At 55.2% G+C, this 13,092-nt stretch carries 12 protein-coding genes and 1 tRNA gene; 7 read left to right on the top strand and 6 right to left on the bottom strand.

Annotation, left to right across the window (positions count from 1 at the left end):
• Positions 1-67: 67 nt before the first annotated feature.
• Positions 68-1,486 (bottom strand): glutamine synthetase family protein, encoded by a 1,419-nt coding sequence (locus F3J28_RS03215; RefSeq protein WP_166872720.1) that lies wholly within the window; start codon positions 1,484-1,486, stop codon positions 68-70.
• 212 nt (positions 1,487-1,698) lie between these two features.
• On the opposite strand from F3J28_RS03215, the gene puuD reads away from it, so the two are divergent.
• The 5 genes from puuD (at position 1,699) to F3J28_RS03190 (ending at position 6,538) form a co-directional block, all read left to right on the top strand.
• Positions 1,699-2,463: a gamma-glutamyl-gamma-aminobutyrate hydrolase gene (puuD, locus tag F3J28_RS03210; RefSeq protein ID WP_008454959.1), complete on the top strand. Its 765-nt coding sequence runs from the start codon at positions 1,699-1,701 to the stop codon at positions 2,461-2,463.
• 25 nt (positions 2,464-2,488) lie between these two features.
• Entirely contained in the window at positions 2,489-3,046 is a 558-nt protein-coding gene (puuR, locus tag F3J28_RS03205) for an HTH-type transcriptional regulator PuuR (protein WP_166872717.1), read from the top strand.
• A gap of 137 nt (positions 3,047-3,183) precedes the next feature.
• Positions 3,184-4,677, top strand: a complete 1,494-nt coding sequence (gene puuC / locus F3J28_RS03200; protein ID WP_166872714.1) for an aldehyde dehydrogenase PuuC — start codon at positions 3,184-3,186, stop codon at positions 4,675-4,677.
• Positions 4,674-5,954, top strand: coding sequence for an NAD(P)/FAD-dependent oxidoreductase (locus F3J28_RS03195; protein ID WP_166872711.1), 1,281 nt, complete (start codon positions 4,674-4,676; stop codon positions 5,952-5,954). The genes puuC and F3J28_RS03195 overlap by 4 nt, the downstream gene beginning before the upstream one ends.
• Before the next feature lie 323 nt (positions 5,955-6,277).
• Positions 6,278-6,538, top strand: a complete 261-nt coding sequence (locus F3J28_RS03190; protein ID WP_166872708.1) for a YdgH/BhsA/McbA family protein — start codon at positions 6,278-6,280, stop codon at positions 6,536-6,538.
• Positions 6,539-6,582: 44 nt separating this feature from the next.
• Here F3J28_RS03190 and ldtA read toward each other — a convergent pair whose 3' ends face one another.
• Complete coding sequence (gene ldtA / locus F3J28_RS03185) at positions 6,583-7,518, bottom strand: L,D-transpeptidase (RefSeq protein ID WP_166872705.1); 936 nt, start codon at positions 7,516-7,518, stop codon at positions 6,583-6,585.
• Between the two features lie 160 nt (positions 7,519-7,678).
• Here ldtA and F3J28_RS03180 point away from each other — a divergent pair, with 160 nt between their 5' ends.
• Complete coding sequence (locus F3J28_RS03180) at positions 7,679-8,920, top strand: mechanosensitive ion channel family protein (RefSeq protein WP_166872702.1); 1,242 nt, start codon at positions 7,679-7,681, stop codon at positions 8,918-8,920.
• Here the strand turns inward: F3J28_RS03180 and F3J28_RS03175 are convergent.
• The gene (locus tag F3J28_RS03175; protein ID WP_166872700.1) at positions 8,917-10,371 is read right to left on the bottom strand and encodes an EmmdR/YeeO family multidrug/toxin efflux MATE transporter; all 1,455 of its coding nucleotides are present in this window, start codon (positions 10,369-10,371) and stop codon (positions 8,917-8,919) included. The genes F3J28_RS03180 and F3J28_RS03175 overlap by 4 nt on opposite strands.
• A gap of 197 nt (positions 10,372-10,568) precedes the next feature.
• Here F3J28_RS03175 and F3J28_RS03170 point away from each other — a divergent pair.
• Positions 10,569-10,644 (top strand) — tRNA-Asn (locus F3J28_RS03170).
• Between the two features lie 66 nt (positions 10,645-10,710).
• Here F3J28_RS03170 and F3J28_RS03165 read toward each other — a convergent pair.
• From F3J28_RS03165 to F3J28_RS03155, 3 genes are all read right to left on the bottom strand, one after another.
• Positions 10,711-11,067 (bottom strand): putative T6SS immunity periplasmic lipoprotein, encoded by a 357-nt coding sequence (locus F3J28_RS03165; protein ID WP_008454976.1) that lies wholly within the window; start codon positions 11,065-11,067, stop codon positions 10,711-10,713.
• Complete coding sequence (locus F3J28_RS03160; RefSeq protein ID WP_166872697.1) at positions 11,064-11,606, bottom strand: type IV secretion protein Rhs; 543 nt, start codon at positions 11,604-11,606, stop codon at positions 11,064-11,066. The genes F3J28_RS03165 and F3J28_RS03160 overlap by 4 nt, the downstream gene beginning before the upstream one ends.
• Before the next feature lie 357 nt (positions 11,607-11,963).
• The gene (locus F3J28_RS03155; protein WP_166872695.1) at positions 11,964-13,091 is read right to left on the bottom strand and encodes a DNA alkylation repair protein; all 1,128 of its coding nucleotides are present in this window, start codon (positions 13,089-13,091) and stop codon (positions 11,964-11,966) included.
• Between the last annotated feature and the right edge of the window lies 1 nt (position 13,092).

The raw sequence follows: 13,092 nt of genomic DNA, 5'->3' as shown, positions 1-13,092 counted from the left end.
GTCCGTATGATGCTACTTATTTATTCGCGTGCCCGGACACGTAAGCTCTGCCGGGCAGGCGCCACACTCAGGCGTTTTTCAGCATCCACTCAATTTCAGTTTCTGTGATTAAACGCTCAAACTGCACCAGCTCATCGTGCTTGCACGCATGGAAAACATGGCTGAAACGCTCGCCCAGCAGGTCGCGCAGATGATCGTTCTGGGTGAACTCCCACAGCGCGTCGCTCTGGCGGATCGGGAACGGCAGCCCTTCCTGCTCCAGCCCGTTGCCCTCTACCTCTTCCTGCAGCGGCAGGTCGTTATCCAGCCCATGTAAAATCCCGGCCAGAATAGTCGCCATCACCAGATACGGGTTGGCATCCGCCCCCGCCACGCGATACTCCACGCGATGATTGTCTCTGTCGCCGCAAGGAATACGCAGCGCCACGGTGCGGTTGTTATGTCCCCACGACGCCTGAGTCGGGACGTACATCCCCGGCTGGAAACGACGCCATGAATTCACATTCGGGGCCAGCAGCGCCATAGAAGAAGGCATCAGGTGGATCATGCCCGCCAGCGCGCGCTTCAGCAGCGCTGAGTCTTCGCCGTCGACGTCCGCCAGCACGTTTTCACCTTTGTTATTCAGCACGCTGATGTGGATATGCATCCCGCTGCCCGCATGCTCTTCATACGGCTTCGCCATAAAAGTGGCGTGCATCTTATGCTTCTCGGCGACAGTTCGCACGAGGCGTTTTAACGCCAGCGCATCATCGCAGGCATCCAGCACGTTATCGGTGTGGTGCAGGTTGATTTCGAACTGCCCCGGCGAGGCTTCCGCCACCGCGCCATCGGCGGGGATCAGCTGCAGGCGGGCCAGGTCGTCGATGTCGGTCAGCACGTCGGCGAAGTGGTTGAGGTTATCGACGGAGTAGACCTGGCTTTGGGTATTGCGATCGTCGGTGCCCGGCGCGCAGGGCGGCTGCAGGTAGCCTTCGGCGTCACGCTGGCGGTCAATTAAATAGAACTCCAGCTCTACCGCTACCACGGGGAATAGACCACGCTGGCGCAGCTGCTGCCAGAGTCGGTTCAGCACGTTCCGCGGCTCAACGTCAAAGGGAGCGCCATCTTCATCCAGCATGGTCAGCATCATCTGGCCGATAAATTCCGGGTCAGCCGCCGAAGGGGTCAGCGTGCCCGGCACCGGCACGCAGCGGCGGTCCGGCTCGCCCAGCTCCTGCCCCAGCCCGGCCTCTTCTACTACGTTCCCGAGAATATCCATGGCAAACACGGACGCCGGGAAGTAACAGCCCTTCTCTACCTTACGCAGCCCGGCCACCGGAATACGTTTCCCCCGGAAGCAGCCGTTCAGGTCAGTGAGCAGGACGTCGACATATTGGGTATTGGGATAACGTTCAAGGAAGGTATTCACTTCGCGTGCAAACGCGCTACTTCGTCTCTCTTCGGAATGCTGAACAAAATTCTCAACTTCTACGATATTGGTTTCCATGATTCACCGCCGTTGCGTTGGATGCCGGTCGCTGATGTCGACCGTTAAATATAATGTCCACTTATCGACAATGGTGTGAAACAAAATGTTTGTCAAATGTTAATTTAAGTTTGCAAGACAGTTAAACCGCTGCTAAGTTGAGAAAATATTGAACGGAAATGGCCAACATGGAATCGTTTGGAAATAATTTAGTCCAGAATGTGAGGTTGATCATGGTCGATATATTTGACAAGCCGTTAATCGGCGTTGTGATGTGCAGAAACAGGCTTAAGGGTCATCTGACCCAAACATTGCAAGAAAAGTACCTGAACGCGGTATTGAATGCGGGCGGCTTGCCCATTGCCCTGCCCCACGCGCTGGCAGAGCCGGAACTGCTGGAAGCGCTGCTGCCAAAACTGGACGGGATCTTCCTGCCGGGCAGCCCCAGCAACGTGCAGCCGCACCTCTATGGTGAAAACGGCGATGAGCCTGACGCCGACCCCGGGCGTGATGAACTGAGCATGGCGCTTATCGCCGCCGGGCTCAAAAGGCGCATCCCCATTTTCGCCATCTGCCGGGGTTTACAGGAACTTGTTGTCGCCACCGGCGGGACTCTGTATCGTCGCCTGAGCGATCGTCCCGAGTTTCTGGAGCACCGTGAAGATCCGGAACTCCCGGTGGAGCAGCAGTATGCCCCATCACACGAAGTCCAGGTTCATGAGGGAGGATTGCTTTCGCAGTTGATACCGGGCTGCAACACGTTTTGGGTGAATTCATTACATGGCCAGGGAGCGAAAACGCTGGGTCCGCTGCTGCGCGTCGAGGCGCGTTCACAGGATGGTCTGGTGGAGGCCGCGAGCGTTCACGATCATCCTTTTGCCCTCGGGGTTCAGTGGCATCCGGAATGGAACAGTAGCGAATATGCACTATCGCGTTTGTTGCTTGAGGGTTTTATCACCGCCAGTCAGAACCACCTCGCTGAAAAGCAGCGGCTCTGACCACTACCGTTAAGGAAATGCCACTATGAGCGATGACGGCCTGGCGCCGGGTAAACGTTTGTCAGCGATCCGCCAGCAACTGGGTCTCTCTCAACGTCGTGCCGCCGAACTGTCTGGATTAACGCATAGCGCCATCAGCACCATAGAACAGGACAAAGTCAGTCCTGCTATCAGTACGCTGCAGAAGCTGCTGAAAGTCTACGGGCTGTCGCTCTCCGAGTTCTTCGCGGAACCGGAAAAACCTGATGAGCCGCAGGTCGTGATTAATTACGAGGACCTGATTGAAATAGGCAGTCAGGGTGTTTCAATGAAATTAATACACAATGGGAATCCTAACCGTACGCTGGCGATGATCATTGAGACCTATCAGCCGGGAACCACCACCGGCGAGAGGATCAAACACCAGGGTGAGGAGACAGGCACGATACTGGAAGGTGAAGTGGTTTTGACCGTAAACGGCCAGACCTGGCACCTGGTTGCGGGGCAAAGCTATGCCATTAATACCGGCATGCCGCACAGCTTCAGCAACACCTCGGCAGGTATCTGCCGCATTATCAGCGCCCATACCCCCACCACGTTCTAATTATTTTCAGGCCTGAGTAATCAGGCCTTATTTCAAAACCTTTTTTAACAGGACTTATTTCCTGGGGCTTTTTGCAGCCCAAATTTGCCTGAAGAATCCAGTAAGGCCATTTATCCGATTGAATAAAAGGAGTCATCATGGACTTTCAGCATCTTAATTACTGGCAGGAGAAAGCCAAAAATACCTCGCCGGAAACGCGCTTGTTTATTAACGGCGAATATTGCGCGGCACAGGACGGCGAAACATTTAGTACCGTCGATCCTTTTGCCCAGCGTGACCTTGCCGAAGTGGCGCGAGGCAAAAAAGCGGACGTCGATATTGCGGTGAAGGCCGCCCGTGATGCCTTTGATCGCGGCGACTGGGCGCAGGCTTCCCCGGCCAAACGCAAAGCCGTGCTCGGCAGGCTGGCAGATTTAATGGAGCAGCATCGCGAGGAGCTGGCGCTGCTGGAAACGCTCGACACCGGCAAACCTATTCGCCATAGCCTGCGCGATGATATTCCTGGCAGCGCCCGCGCTATTCGCTGGTACGCCGAGGCCATCGACAAAGTCTACGGCGAAGTAGCCACCACCGGCGTCAACGAACTGGCGCTGATTGTGCGCGAACCCGTTGGCGTAATTGCCGCCGTTGTGCCGTGGAACTTCCCGCTGCTGCTGGCCTGCTGGAAGCTAGGCCCGGCGCTGGCGGCGGGCAACAGCGTGATCCTTAAACCTTCTGAAAAATCACCGCTGTCGGCAATTCGTCTTGCGGCGCTGGCTAAAGAAGCTGGCCTGCCGGACGGCGTGTTTAACGTCGTGACCGGGTTTGGTCACGAAGCGGGCCAGGCGTTGGCTCGGCACCCGGACGTGGACGTGATTACCTTCACCGGCTCCACCCGCACCGGCAAACAGCTGCTGAAAGATGCGGGCGACAGCAACATGAAACGCGTCTGGCTCGAAGCCGGCGGGAAAAGCGCCAATATCGTTTTTGCCGACTGCCCGGATCTGCAAAAAGCCGCGGCAACCACCGCCGCTGGTATTTTCTATAACCAGGGTCAGGTTTGCATCGCCGGGACTCGCCTGCTGCTGGAAGAGAGCATCGCCGACGAGTTTATTGCCCTGCTGAAAGAGCAGGCAAAAAACTGGCAGCCCGGCAATCCGCTCGACCCGGAAACCACCATGGGGACGCTGATCGACTGCGCCCACGCCGACAACGTTCACGGCTTTATTCGCGACGGGGAAAGCCAGGGCAAGCTCACACTCGACGGGCGGAACAACGCTCACCCGGCGGCTATCGGCCCGACGATTTTCACCGATACGGCGGCGGATGCGCGTGTGGGCCGGGAAGAGATCTTCGGCCCGGTGCTCGTCGTCACCCGTTTCACCTCCGAAGCCCAGGCGCTCGCCCTTGCCAACGACAGCGATTATGGCCTCGGTGCTGCCGTATGGACCCGGGATCTCTCCCGCGCTCACCGCATGAGCCGCAGCCTTAAAGCCGGTTCCGTTTTCGTCAATAACTACAACGACGGCGATATGACCGTCCCGTTCGGCGGCTACAAGCAGAGCGGCAACGGCCGCGATAAATCCCTGCATGCCCTTGAGAAATTTAGCGAACTGAAAACCATCTGGATTGCCCTGGAGCCTTCATCATGACTGAACATACCACCAGCTATTACGCGGCCAGCGCCAACCACTATGAGCCGTTCCCGCAGCTGAATGAATCCGTGACCTGCGACGTGTGCGTGGTTGGCGGCGGCTATACCGGCCTTTCGTCTGCGCTGCATCTGTCTGAAATGGGTTATGACGTGGTGCTGCTGGAGTCTGCACGCATCGGCTTTGGTGCCAGCGGGCGCAACGGCGGGCAACTGGTGAACTCCTACAGCCGCGACATCGACGTGATTGAGCGCCGCTATGGCCCGGAAGCGGCCAAAATGCTCGGCAGTATGATGTTCGAAGGCGGGGAAATTATTCGCGAGCGCATCAAGCGCTACCAGATTGACTGCGATTATCGTCCGGGCGGCCTGTTTGTGGCGATGAACCATAAGCAAATGGAAACCCTCGAAGAGCAAAAGGCCAACTGGGAGCGCTACGGCAACACCCAGCTTGAACTGCTGGACGCCAGCGAACTGAAGCGGGAGGTGAACAGCGACCGCTACGTCGGCGCTCTGCTCGACCACAGCGGCGGCCATATTCACCCGCTCAACCTGGCCATTGGCGAGGCTAATGCAATTCGCCTGAACGGTGGGCGCATTTTCGAACAGTCCCCGGTGACCCACATTGAGCACGCCAGCCCGGCCGTCGTAAGCACGGAGAAAGGCAAGGTCACGGCGAAGTACGTGATCGTCGCCGGGAACGCTTATCTCGGCAATAAACTCGAACCTGAACTGGCGAAGCGCAGCATGCCGTGCGGCACGCAGGTGCTGACCACCGAGCCGCTGGGAGAAGATCTCGCCCGCTCGCTGATCCCAAAAAATTACTGTGTGGAAGATTGTAACTACCTGCTGGATTACTACCGCCTGACCGCCGATAACCGCCTGCTGTACGGCGGCGGCGTGGTGTACGGCGCCCGTGACCCGGCGGATATTGAACGCCTGGTGATGCCCAACCTGCTAAAAACCTTCCCACAGCTGAAAGGCGTGAAGATTGACTACAGCTGGACCGGGAACTTCCTGCTGACCCTGTCTCGCCTGCCGCAGGTGGGCCGCCTGGATAAGAATATTTACTACAGTCAGGGCTGCAGCGGGCACGGCGTGACCTATACCCACCTGGCCGGCCGCCTGATTGCAGAGCTGCTGCGCGGCGATGCGGAGCGCTTCAATGCCTTCGCCAACCTGCCGCATTACCCGTTCCCGGGTGGCCGCACGTTCCGCATCCCGTTTACCGCGATGGGCGCGGCTTACTACAGTCTTCGCGATCGCCTTGGGGTTTGATTTGCCTTCGCTATTGCGCTAGAGGCTCAGCTACGCTGGGTCTGACGAGCAATAACCCGACGCACGGAGCGATCCCCTCCGTGCGTTTTTTTATTTGCGGCCCACCGTTTTATAGCCACCAAAACTTCACGTTGCCGCAGATTAATGAAAGAAAAAAATAAGCTGGCTGATATTAATTTACAGTCAATAACACCCGAATATTACCAGCCAGAATTTTTGAAAGTCTTCATCAATAATGCCGGCTGTTCATTACGCAGGTGGCAACGTAGCATGCAACGCATTCACCGACGACTCACTTTAATACCTACATTGAGAGACTCAAAATGATGCGCAAACTGATTAACTCCGCCCTCGCCCTGACCGTATTAACCGCCCTTACCGGCACGGCTTTAGCCGCCACCGAAGTCCAGCAAACTGGTACCGGGCCGAGCATTGGCACAGTGTCAACCAGCGGGGCATACACCCTGGATCAGGCGATAAATCAACTTTCCGATAAAGCAGATAAAGCCGGTGCCACGTCCTTTAAAGTGACTTCCGCTGGCGGAAAAAATAAACTTTTTGCTACCGCAGAATTATTCAAATAAATAAAAGCTCGCGATTTGCGAGCTTTTATTTTTCTGACTGAATATTACAGTCGCCCTGTTTCCGTGGCGGCTGTATTTATTTGGATTGGCATCCCCGAGCGTCTATTAAGCGCCTCACTTACCACCGTCGGATTCACACCAGACGACTGAGTTTCGCCGCGCAATATCGTGGTCATCGGCAGCGGCACTTTCTTGTCGGACTCAAACTCCGCGCGGTTGCGCGACAGCGGTTCGTGCACCTCCAGCCAGCGTTTGCCGTCCGGCTCCACGGTCACCTTCACCGGCTGATCGATGAGCTGAACGCGGGTCCCGACCGGCACATTATCGAACAGGAATTTGATATCGTCGTTGCGCAAGCGGATGCAGCCCTGGCTGACGCGCAGGCCGATGCCAAAATTGGCATTGGTGCCGTGGATGGCGTACAGCTTGCCGATGTAAATGGCGTACAGGCCCATCGGATTATCCGGCCCCGGTGGCACAAAGGCAGGCAGCGTTTTGCCCTCTTTGGCGTATTCGCGACGGGTATTCGGGGTTGGCGTCCAGGCCGGGGCATCCTGCTTGCGCTCGACGCGGGTCAACCAGTTGCGCGGCGTTTCGCGTCCGGCCTGACCAATACCTATCGGCAGGATTTCTACGGTGTTAGTGTCCTTCGGATAATAATAAAGGCGCATTTCCGCCACGTTCACCACAATCCCTTCCCGCACGGTATCCGGCAAAATCACCTGCTGCGGAATAACCAGCTGCGTGCCCACTTTGGGCAGGAACGGATCGACGCCTGGGTTGGCCTCCAGCATATTGCTGAAGCCCTGCCCGTACTGAGCGGCAAAGTGTTCCAGCGGCTCTTTGTTCCCTTCCGGCACGGTAATCGTCAGGGGCGCACCCACCAGGCGGCTGCCTTCCGTCGGTAAAGGATAGGTCACGGCCATCGCGCTCTGCGTAACCGCCGCCAGAGCAAATGCCAGCGTGGAGAAACGAATCATAATTTCCCTGTTAGTTAACATGATGTGAATGCATTAAGCATAACCGCCCTGAGACAATTCTGTAAGGATTGCGCGTTAATATGTCTACTAATTGTACAGTCGGGTTGCGACCGCGGACCGCAGAGGGCATGATGTCCTCTTGTTTTTTAAAGGAGACGTTATGCAGGAATTGATATCCGCCCTCGAGCAATACGGCATTCAACCCAGCCACACCACTTCCCTGATCGTCATTTTCGGCATCATTTTTCTTACCGCGCTGGTGGTGCATTTTATTCTGCACGGCATTGTTCTGCGTGCCTTTGAGAAGCGCGCACAGTCCAGCGCCAGCCTCTCTTTGCAGATAATCACCCAGAACAAGCTGTTCCAGCGGCTGGCGTTTCTGCTGCAGGGCATCATCGTTAACGTTCAGGCGGTGCTTTGGCTGCAAAAAGGCAGCGACGCCGCCACCATTCTGACCACCTGTGCCCAGCTATGGGTCATGCTCTATGCGCTGATGTCCTTTTTCTCGCTGCTGGACGTGATCTTCGGTCTGTCGGGGAAATTCGCCTTTGCTTCTCAGCTACCGCTGAAAGGCATTTTCCAGGGCGTGAAGCTGCTGGCCGCGATTGTCGTCGGCATCATGATGGTGTCGCTGCTTATCGGGAAATCCCCGGCAATATTGATAAGCGGTCTCGGTGCGATGGCCGCCGTGCTGATGTTGGTGTTTAAAGATCCGATTCTCGGCCTGGTCGCTGGCATTCAGCTTTCTGCCAACAGCATGCTGAAAATGGGCGACTGGCTGGAAATGCCGAAATACGGCGCGGACGGAGCGGTGATCGACATCGGCCTGACGACGGTGAAAGTGCAGAACTGGGACAACACCATTACCACTATCCCAACCTACGCCCTGGTGTCCGACGCGTTTAAAAACTGGAGCGGGATGTCGGCCTCAGGCGGGCGCCGCATCAAGCGCAGCGTGAACATTGACACCACCAGCATTCGTTTTCTGTCGCAGGACGAGCAGGAGAAGCTCCTTAAAGCGAAACTGCTGCAGCCGTATATGGCGGAACGTGGGAAAGAGATCAGCGAATACAACCAGCAGCACGCCGACGACTCGGTGCTGAACCAGCGCCAGATGACCAACGTCGGCACCTTCCGGGCCTATCTGAATGAGTACCTGCGCAACCACCCGCGCATTCGCAAAGACATGACGCTGATGGTGCGCCAGCTGGCCCCTGAAAGCGAAGGATTGCCGGTGGAGATTTATGCCTTCACCAACACCGTGGCTTGGGCCGAGTATGAAAGCATTCAGGCCGACATTTTCGACCACATTTTTGCCGTAGTGGACGAGTTTGGCCTGCGTATTCACCAGACGCCAACCGGCAACGACATGCGGGCCATTGCCGGGGCTTTCGAACGCTAAACGGTGCTTTCTCCCTGAACCGAAAGTGGTTCTTTCGGCGGTCGCGGGTATTTTTTCAGCCAGCGGCCGCTGACCATTCGCCAGTAGAAGCAGGCGCCGCGCACCGCCCAGTCGCCGAACATCCCCAGCCAGACGCCCACTACGCCCATGCCCAGTACAATACCCAGCGTATAACCGGCGATAACGCGGCAGCCCCACATCCCCGCCATCGACACCCACATCGCAAAACGTGCGTCACGGGCGCCCTTCAGCCCAGCAGGCAGCACCCAGGACGCGGCCCAGATTGGCATAAAGGCGGCGTTCATCCACAGCAGGACTTTGACGACTTCTTTGACATCATCTTCGCTGGTGTAGAACGAGGCAAACAGCCCGGCGAACGGCGCGGTTCCCCAGGCAATGATCGTCAGGCCAATGGTGGCGAGCCAGAACGTATGGCGCAGCTGGCGCTCGGCCTGGCCGATTTGCCCTTTCCCTAACCGTCTGCCGACGATGATCGTTGACGCCGACCCGAGGGCGTTACCCGGCAGGTTAATCAGCGAGGCCACCGAGAAAGCAATAAAGTTACCGGCAATCACGTTGGTCCCCATCCCGGCAACGAACATCTGCGTCAGCAGCTTACCGCCGTTGAACAGCACCGACTCGACGCTCGCCGGAATACCGATGCCGAGCACTTCCCACAAAATGCCCCAGTTGAGCGGCGTAAAATAACTTTTCAGCGAGATACGCAGCGCCGGGTTAAAGCCAATCATCAGCACGAAGATAATGCCCGCCGCGCCGATGTAGCGGGAAATCGTCAGCCCCAGTCCCGCGCCAACAAAGCCCAGCCCGCCCCAGCCGAAGATGCCGTAGATAAGAATGCTGCTGATGATGATGTTGAGGATGTTCATGCCGCCGTTAATCAGCAGCGGGATTTTGGTGTTCCCCGCCCCGCGCAGGGCGCCGCTACCGATAAGCGCTATGGCTGCCGCCGGGTAGCTCCAGACGGTGGTTTGCAGGTAAGAAAGTGCGAGAGCTTTAACTTCCGGCGTGGCGCTCCCGGCAATGACATCGATAATGTGCGTGCCCGCCAGATGAATGCCTGCGGCCATGATAAAAGAAACTATGGTCATCAGCACCAGAGACTGCCGGGCCGCAGCCCTCGCCCGCTCCGGATCCAGCCTGCCAAAGCTGAACGCCACCACCACCGTGGTGCCGAGATCGATAGCGGCGAAGAACGCCATGATAACCATGTTAAAACTGTCGGCGAGCCCTACGCCCGCCATCGCCTCTTTCCCTAACCAACTGACGAGGAAGGTACTCAACACCCCCATCAGCAATACGCAGGTGTTTTCGAGGAAGATTGGCACCGCCAGCGGCGTTATCTCACGCCAGAACAGCACCCGATAACTCTTACGTTTGGCGTACCACGGCGTTTTCGCCACGCTCTGGCGAAGGACTGCATGTAAGTTCAAGCGAGGACCTGCAAGGAAAGATAAAACGGCATTTCAAATAATGGGCGACAAATCGTTATCCTGCAAAGGATTTTTTTGTCTCTGATTGCCTGAAAAGGCAACAAGATGTTGATAGTTTCCGCAAACGCACCACAGGGTGAGATTTTGCCTTTGACAAGCCCCGGAGCCGCCGCTAATATTCGCCCCGTTCACACGATTCCTCTGTAGTTCAGTCGGTAGAACGGCGGACTGTTAATCCGTATGTCACTGGTTCGAGTCCAGTCAGAGGAGCCATATTTGAGAAGCCCGCTTAAGGAAACTTAAGCGGGCTTTTTGCTGTTGATGGTTCAGGCAAAGGCGTTACTTCCCGCAACCGAGCTCGATGAATAATCCGTTGTTGTCGATGAAAAAGCCATATCGATAGACTTTGTTATTCAGCGTATAGGACGTTTGGTAGATGTAGCCACGGGTAAGCGGAACCTTTATGCAGGTATCTGGATAAATGAGGTGTTTGTAGTCAGCAACAGCAAGATTTTTAAAGTCGTCACCTTGTAATGAAGAAATTGAATAGCGACTTAGTACATCGGATTTATCAACGGTAAAACAGAGATTGCCGTTAATAATGTCATAGCTTCGCCACTCGCCTACACCTAGATTTTCACCCACACAGCCAGTAAGCAAAGAACAAGCAGAAACAAATGCAACAACATGCTTCATAAAGGAAATCTCCCCAGTATTTTCTTGTACCGTGACAACAGTGAAACCGTCGGCTCTGCCGGGTTAAGGTGGCGAAGATTGTAGAGGTGGGAATATCCTGCAAATCCATGGGTTTTTAGCAGCCAGTAATCGCTTACAATGCAGGCTTGTTGCTCCAGGCCGTAATCAAGCAGTGTCGGTTTTTCGAGATCATAGGTGTAGTCAGCGGCCCAGGAGAAAGCTCCGCGAGTGCGCACCCACATCCCTCGCTGATGCTGCCAAACATGCATCATTTCATGCATGAATATGTGCTGCCCATCAATGCGTTTCATTGTCATGTGCGACATTGAATAATCAGATTCATAAACACCCGCCTGAAACCATATTTCTCCATTAGGCGTCATGGCGTAGTTATTACTCTGCATGTTGAAAGGCAAATAACTTCCACGATGAATCCAAACTTTGTGATATTCAATAGCGTTACCGTAGAGTGTTCTGGCGAGCTTAATTTCCCCAAGCGTCAGCAGCCTTAGGCCACCTCGCTTTATTCCTTTAGACATAAACCCTCCTTTTGGAAGGGTTTATGTTACCATCGGATTAAAATCATACAATTATTTAGTTTATGAATGAATTACGATAATGTAATCATGCGGGAAATAGTATGTGGCCGATATATCTTTGAGTCTTAGTAGATTTTCATTAATATTTTTCTTCTTTAAAGTTCATCTCCGGCCAGAGAAGCCAAACTGTGAAGCCCATTCAAGCATTTTTTCCTTTACTGCATGAACTTATTTATTCCAGATCTTTTAAATCCATTTATTAAATAGTTTTAAGGCAAAATCAGTTCTTTTGGTATAACCAATGCTTAGGCGCAATAAAACCATCGCCACCCGCAAAACGCCGGCGGCGGATCCTTGCTATAAATCCAGCTCCCACTCCTCTCCCCCAAGCACCTTGCCGTTCACCTGAATCTCGATCTTCTGCACGCCAGGGTAATACTGGCGGGTGGTGATTGTCTTCACCGCATGTTTTTTCTCTATCGTTACCGTTCCGTTGGCCGGGAGTTCGAACGTTCGGAGCTTGAAGACCTTCGAGGCAGTGCTGCCGTTGGCTTTCATAAAGTGGAGCACGTAGTCCACCACGATGTTTTGCGGGGTGCTGCTGGTTGAGCGGAGGCTGACTTTAAATGCCAGGTATTCGCCCAACGCAATCGCTTTTTGTTTGAGGGAGAATGCATCCAGCGCGACGTCCGCGCCGTGCTGCACGCCAATAAGCGCCAGCGCATCCGGGTGACCATTCTTAATTAAGGTGCGCAGCGAGTGACGGGTTATCCACGCGACTTTTTTTACGTCGTCACCGCCGGACTGTTTCGCCTGTAACTGCCAGTTTTGCAAAAGCTGAATCACGTAGTCCGAGTGGTCTTTGGTGATGTCGTTCAGATGGTTGGCGACGCTTTTTCTGACGTAAAGCTCCGGGTCGAACTTCAGGGCGTCCAGAATGGCTCTGGTTCCCGCCGGGTCTTCGATAAACAGATGCAGTTTTTCGCCCCACGGCACGCGCGGGCGTGTGCCTTCTGAGGCCCAGCGGCGGATGTCCACGCTTTCGTCCTGCGCACATTTAAGCAGAAACCGCATGGTCGCGTCGGGATCCTGCCTGATAAAAGGCCTCACCGCCCATTCGGCGGTAAAGCAGACTGTCACCACTTTCAGGGCTTCGAGGGAAAGTGCCGGGTGGTTCAGGCCATAGACCTGAATAAACTCCGCAAAAGGCCAGACGGCAAAACCGCGCAGCTTATGCTCTTTTAATACAGCAACCACCACGCCCAATGCAGCCGGGTAGTCCTGTGGCAGCTCAGCCGCCAGCGCGTCGCGGATGGCCTGAACTCTGGCCTTCATTTCCAGCTTATCGAGGTTTTCCGCTTGCTTTAAAAACGCTTTGGCGTTGAAGGCAGGATGATGCCGCGCGATTAAGCTCGCGATGTCCTGCAAAAGCCCATGATTAAAAGCATGTTTAAACGCGTTCTGATTTTCGACGGGCTCACTCACT

The organism is Enterobacter sp. Ap-1006, assembly GCF_011752835.1.
Taxonomy (GTDB): domain Bacteria; phylum Pseudomonadota; class Gammaproteobacteria; order Enterobacterales; family Enterobacteriaceae; genus Cedecea.
This window is presented reverse-complemented; position numbering and strand designations above follow the sequence as displayed.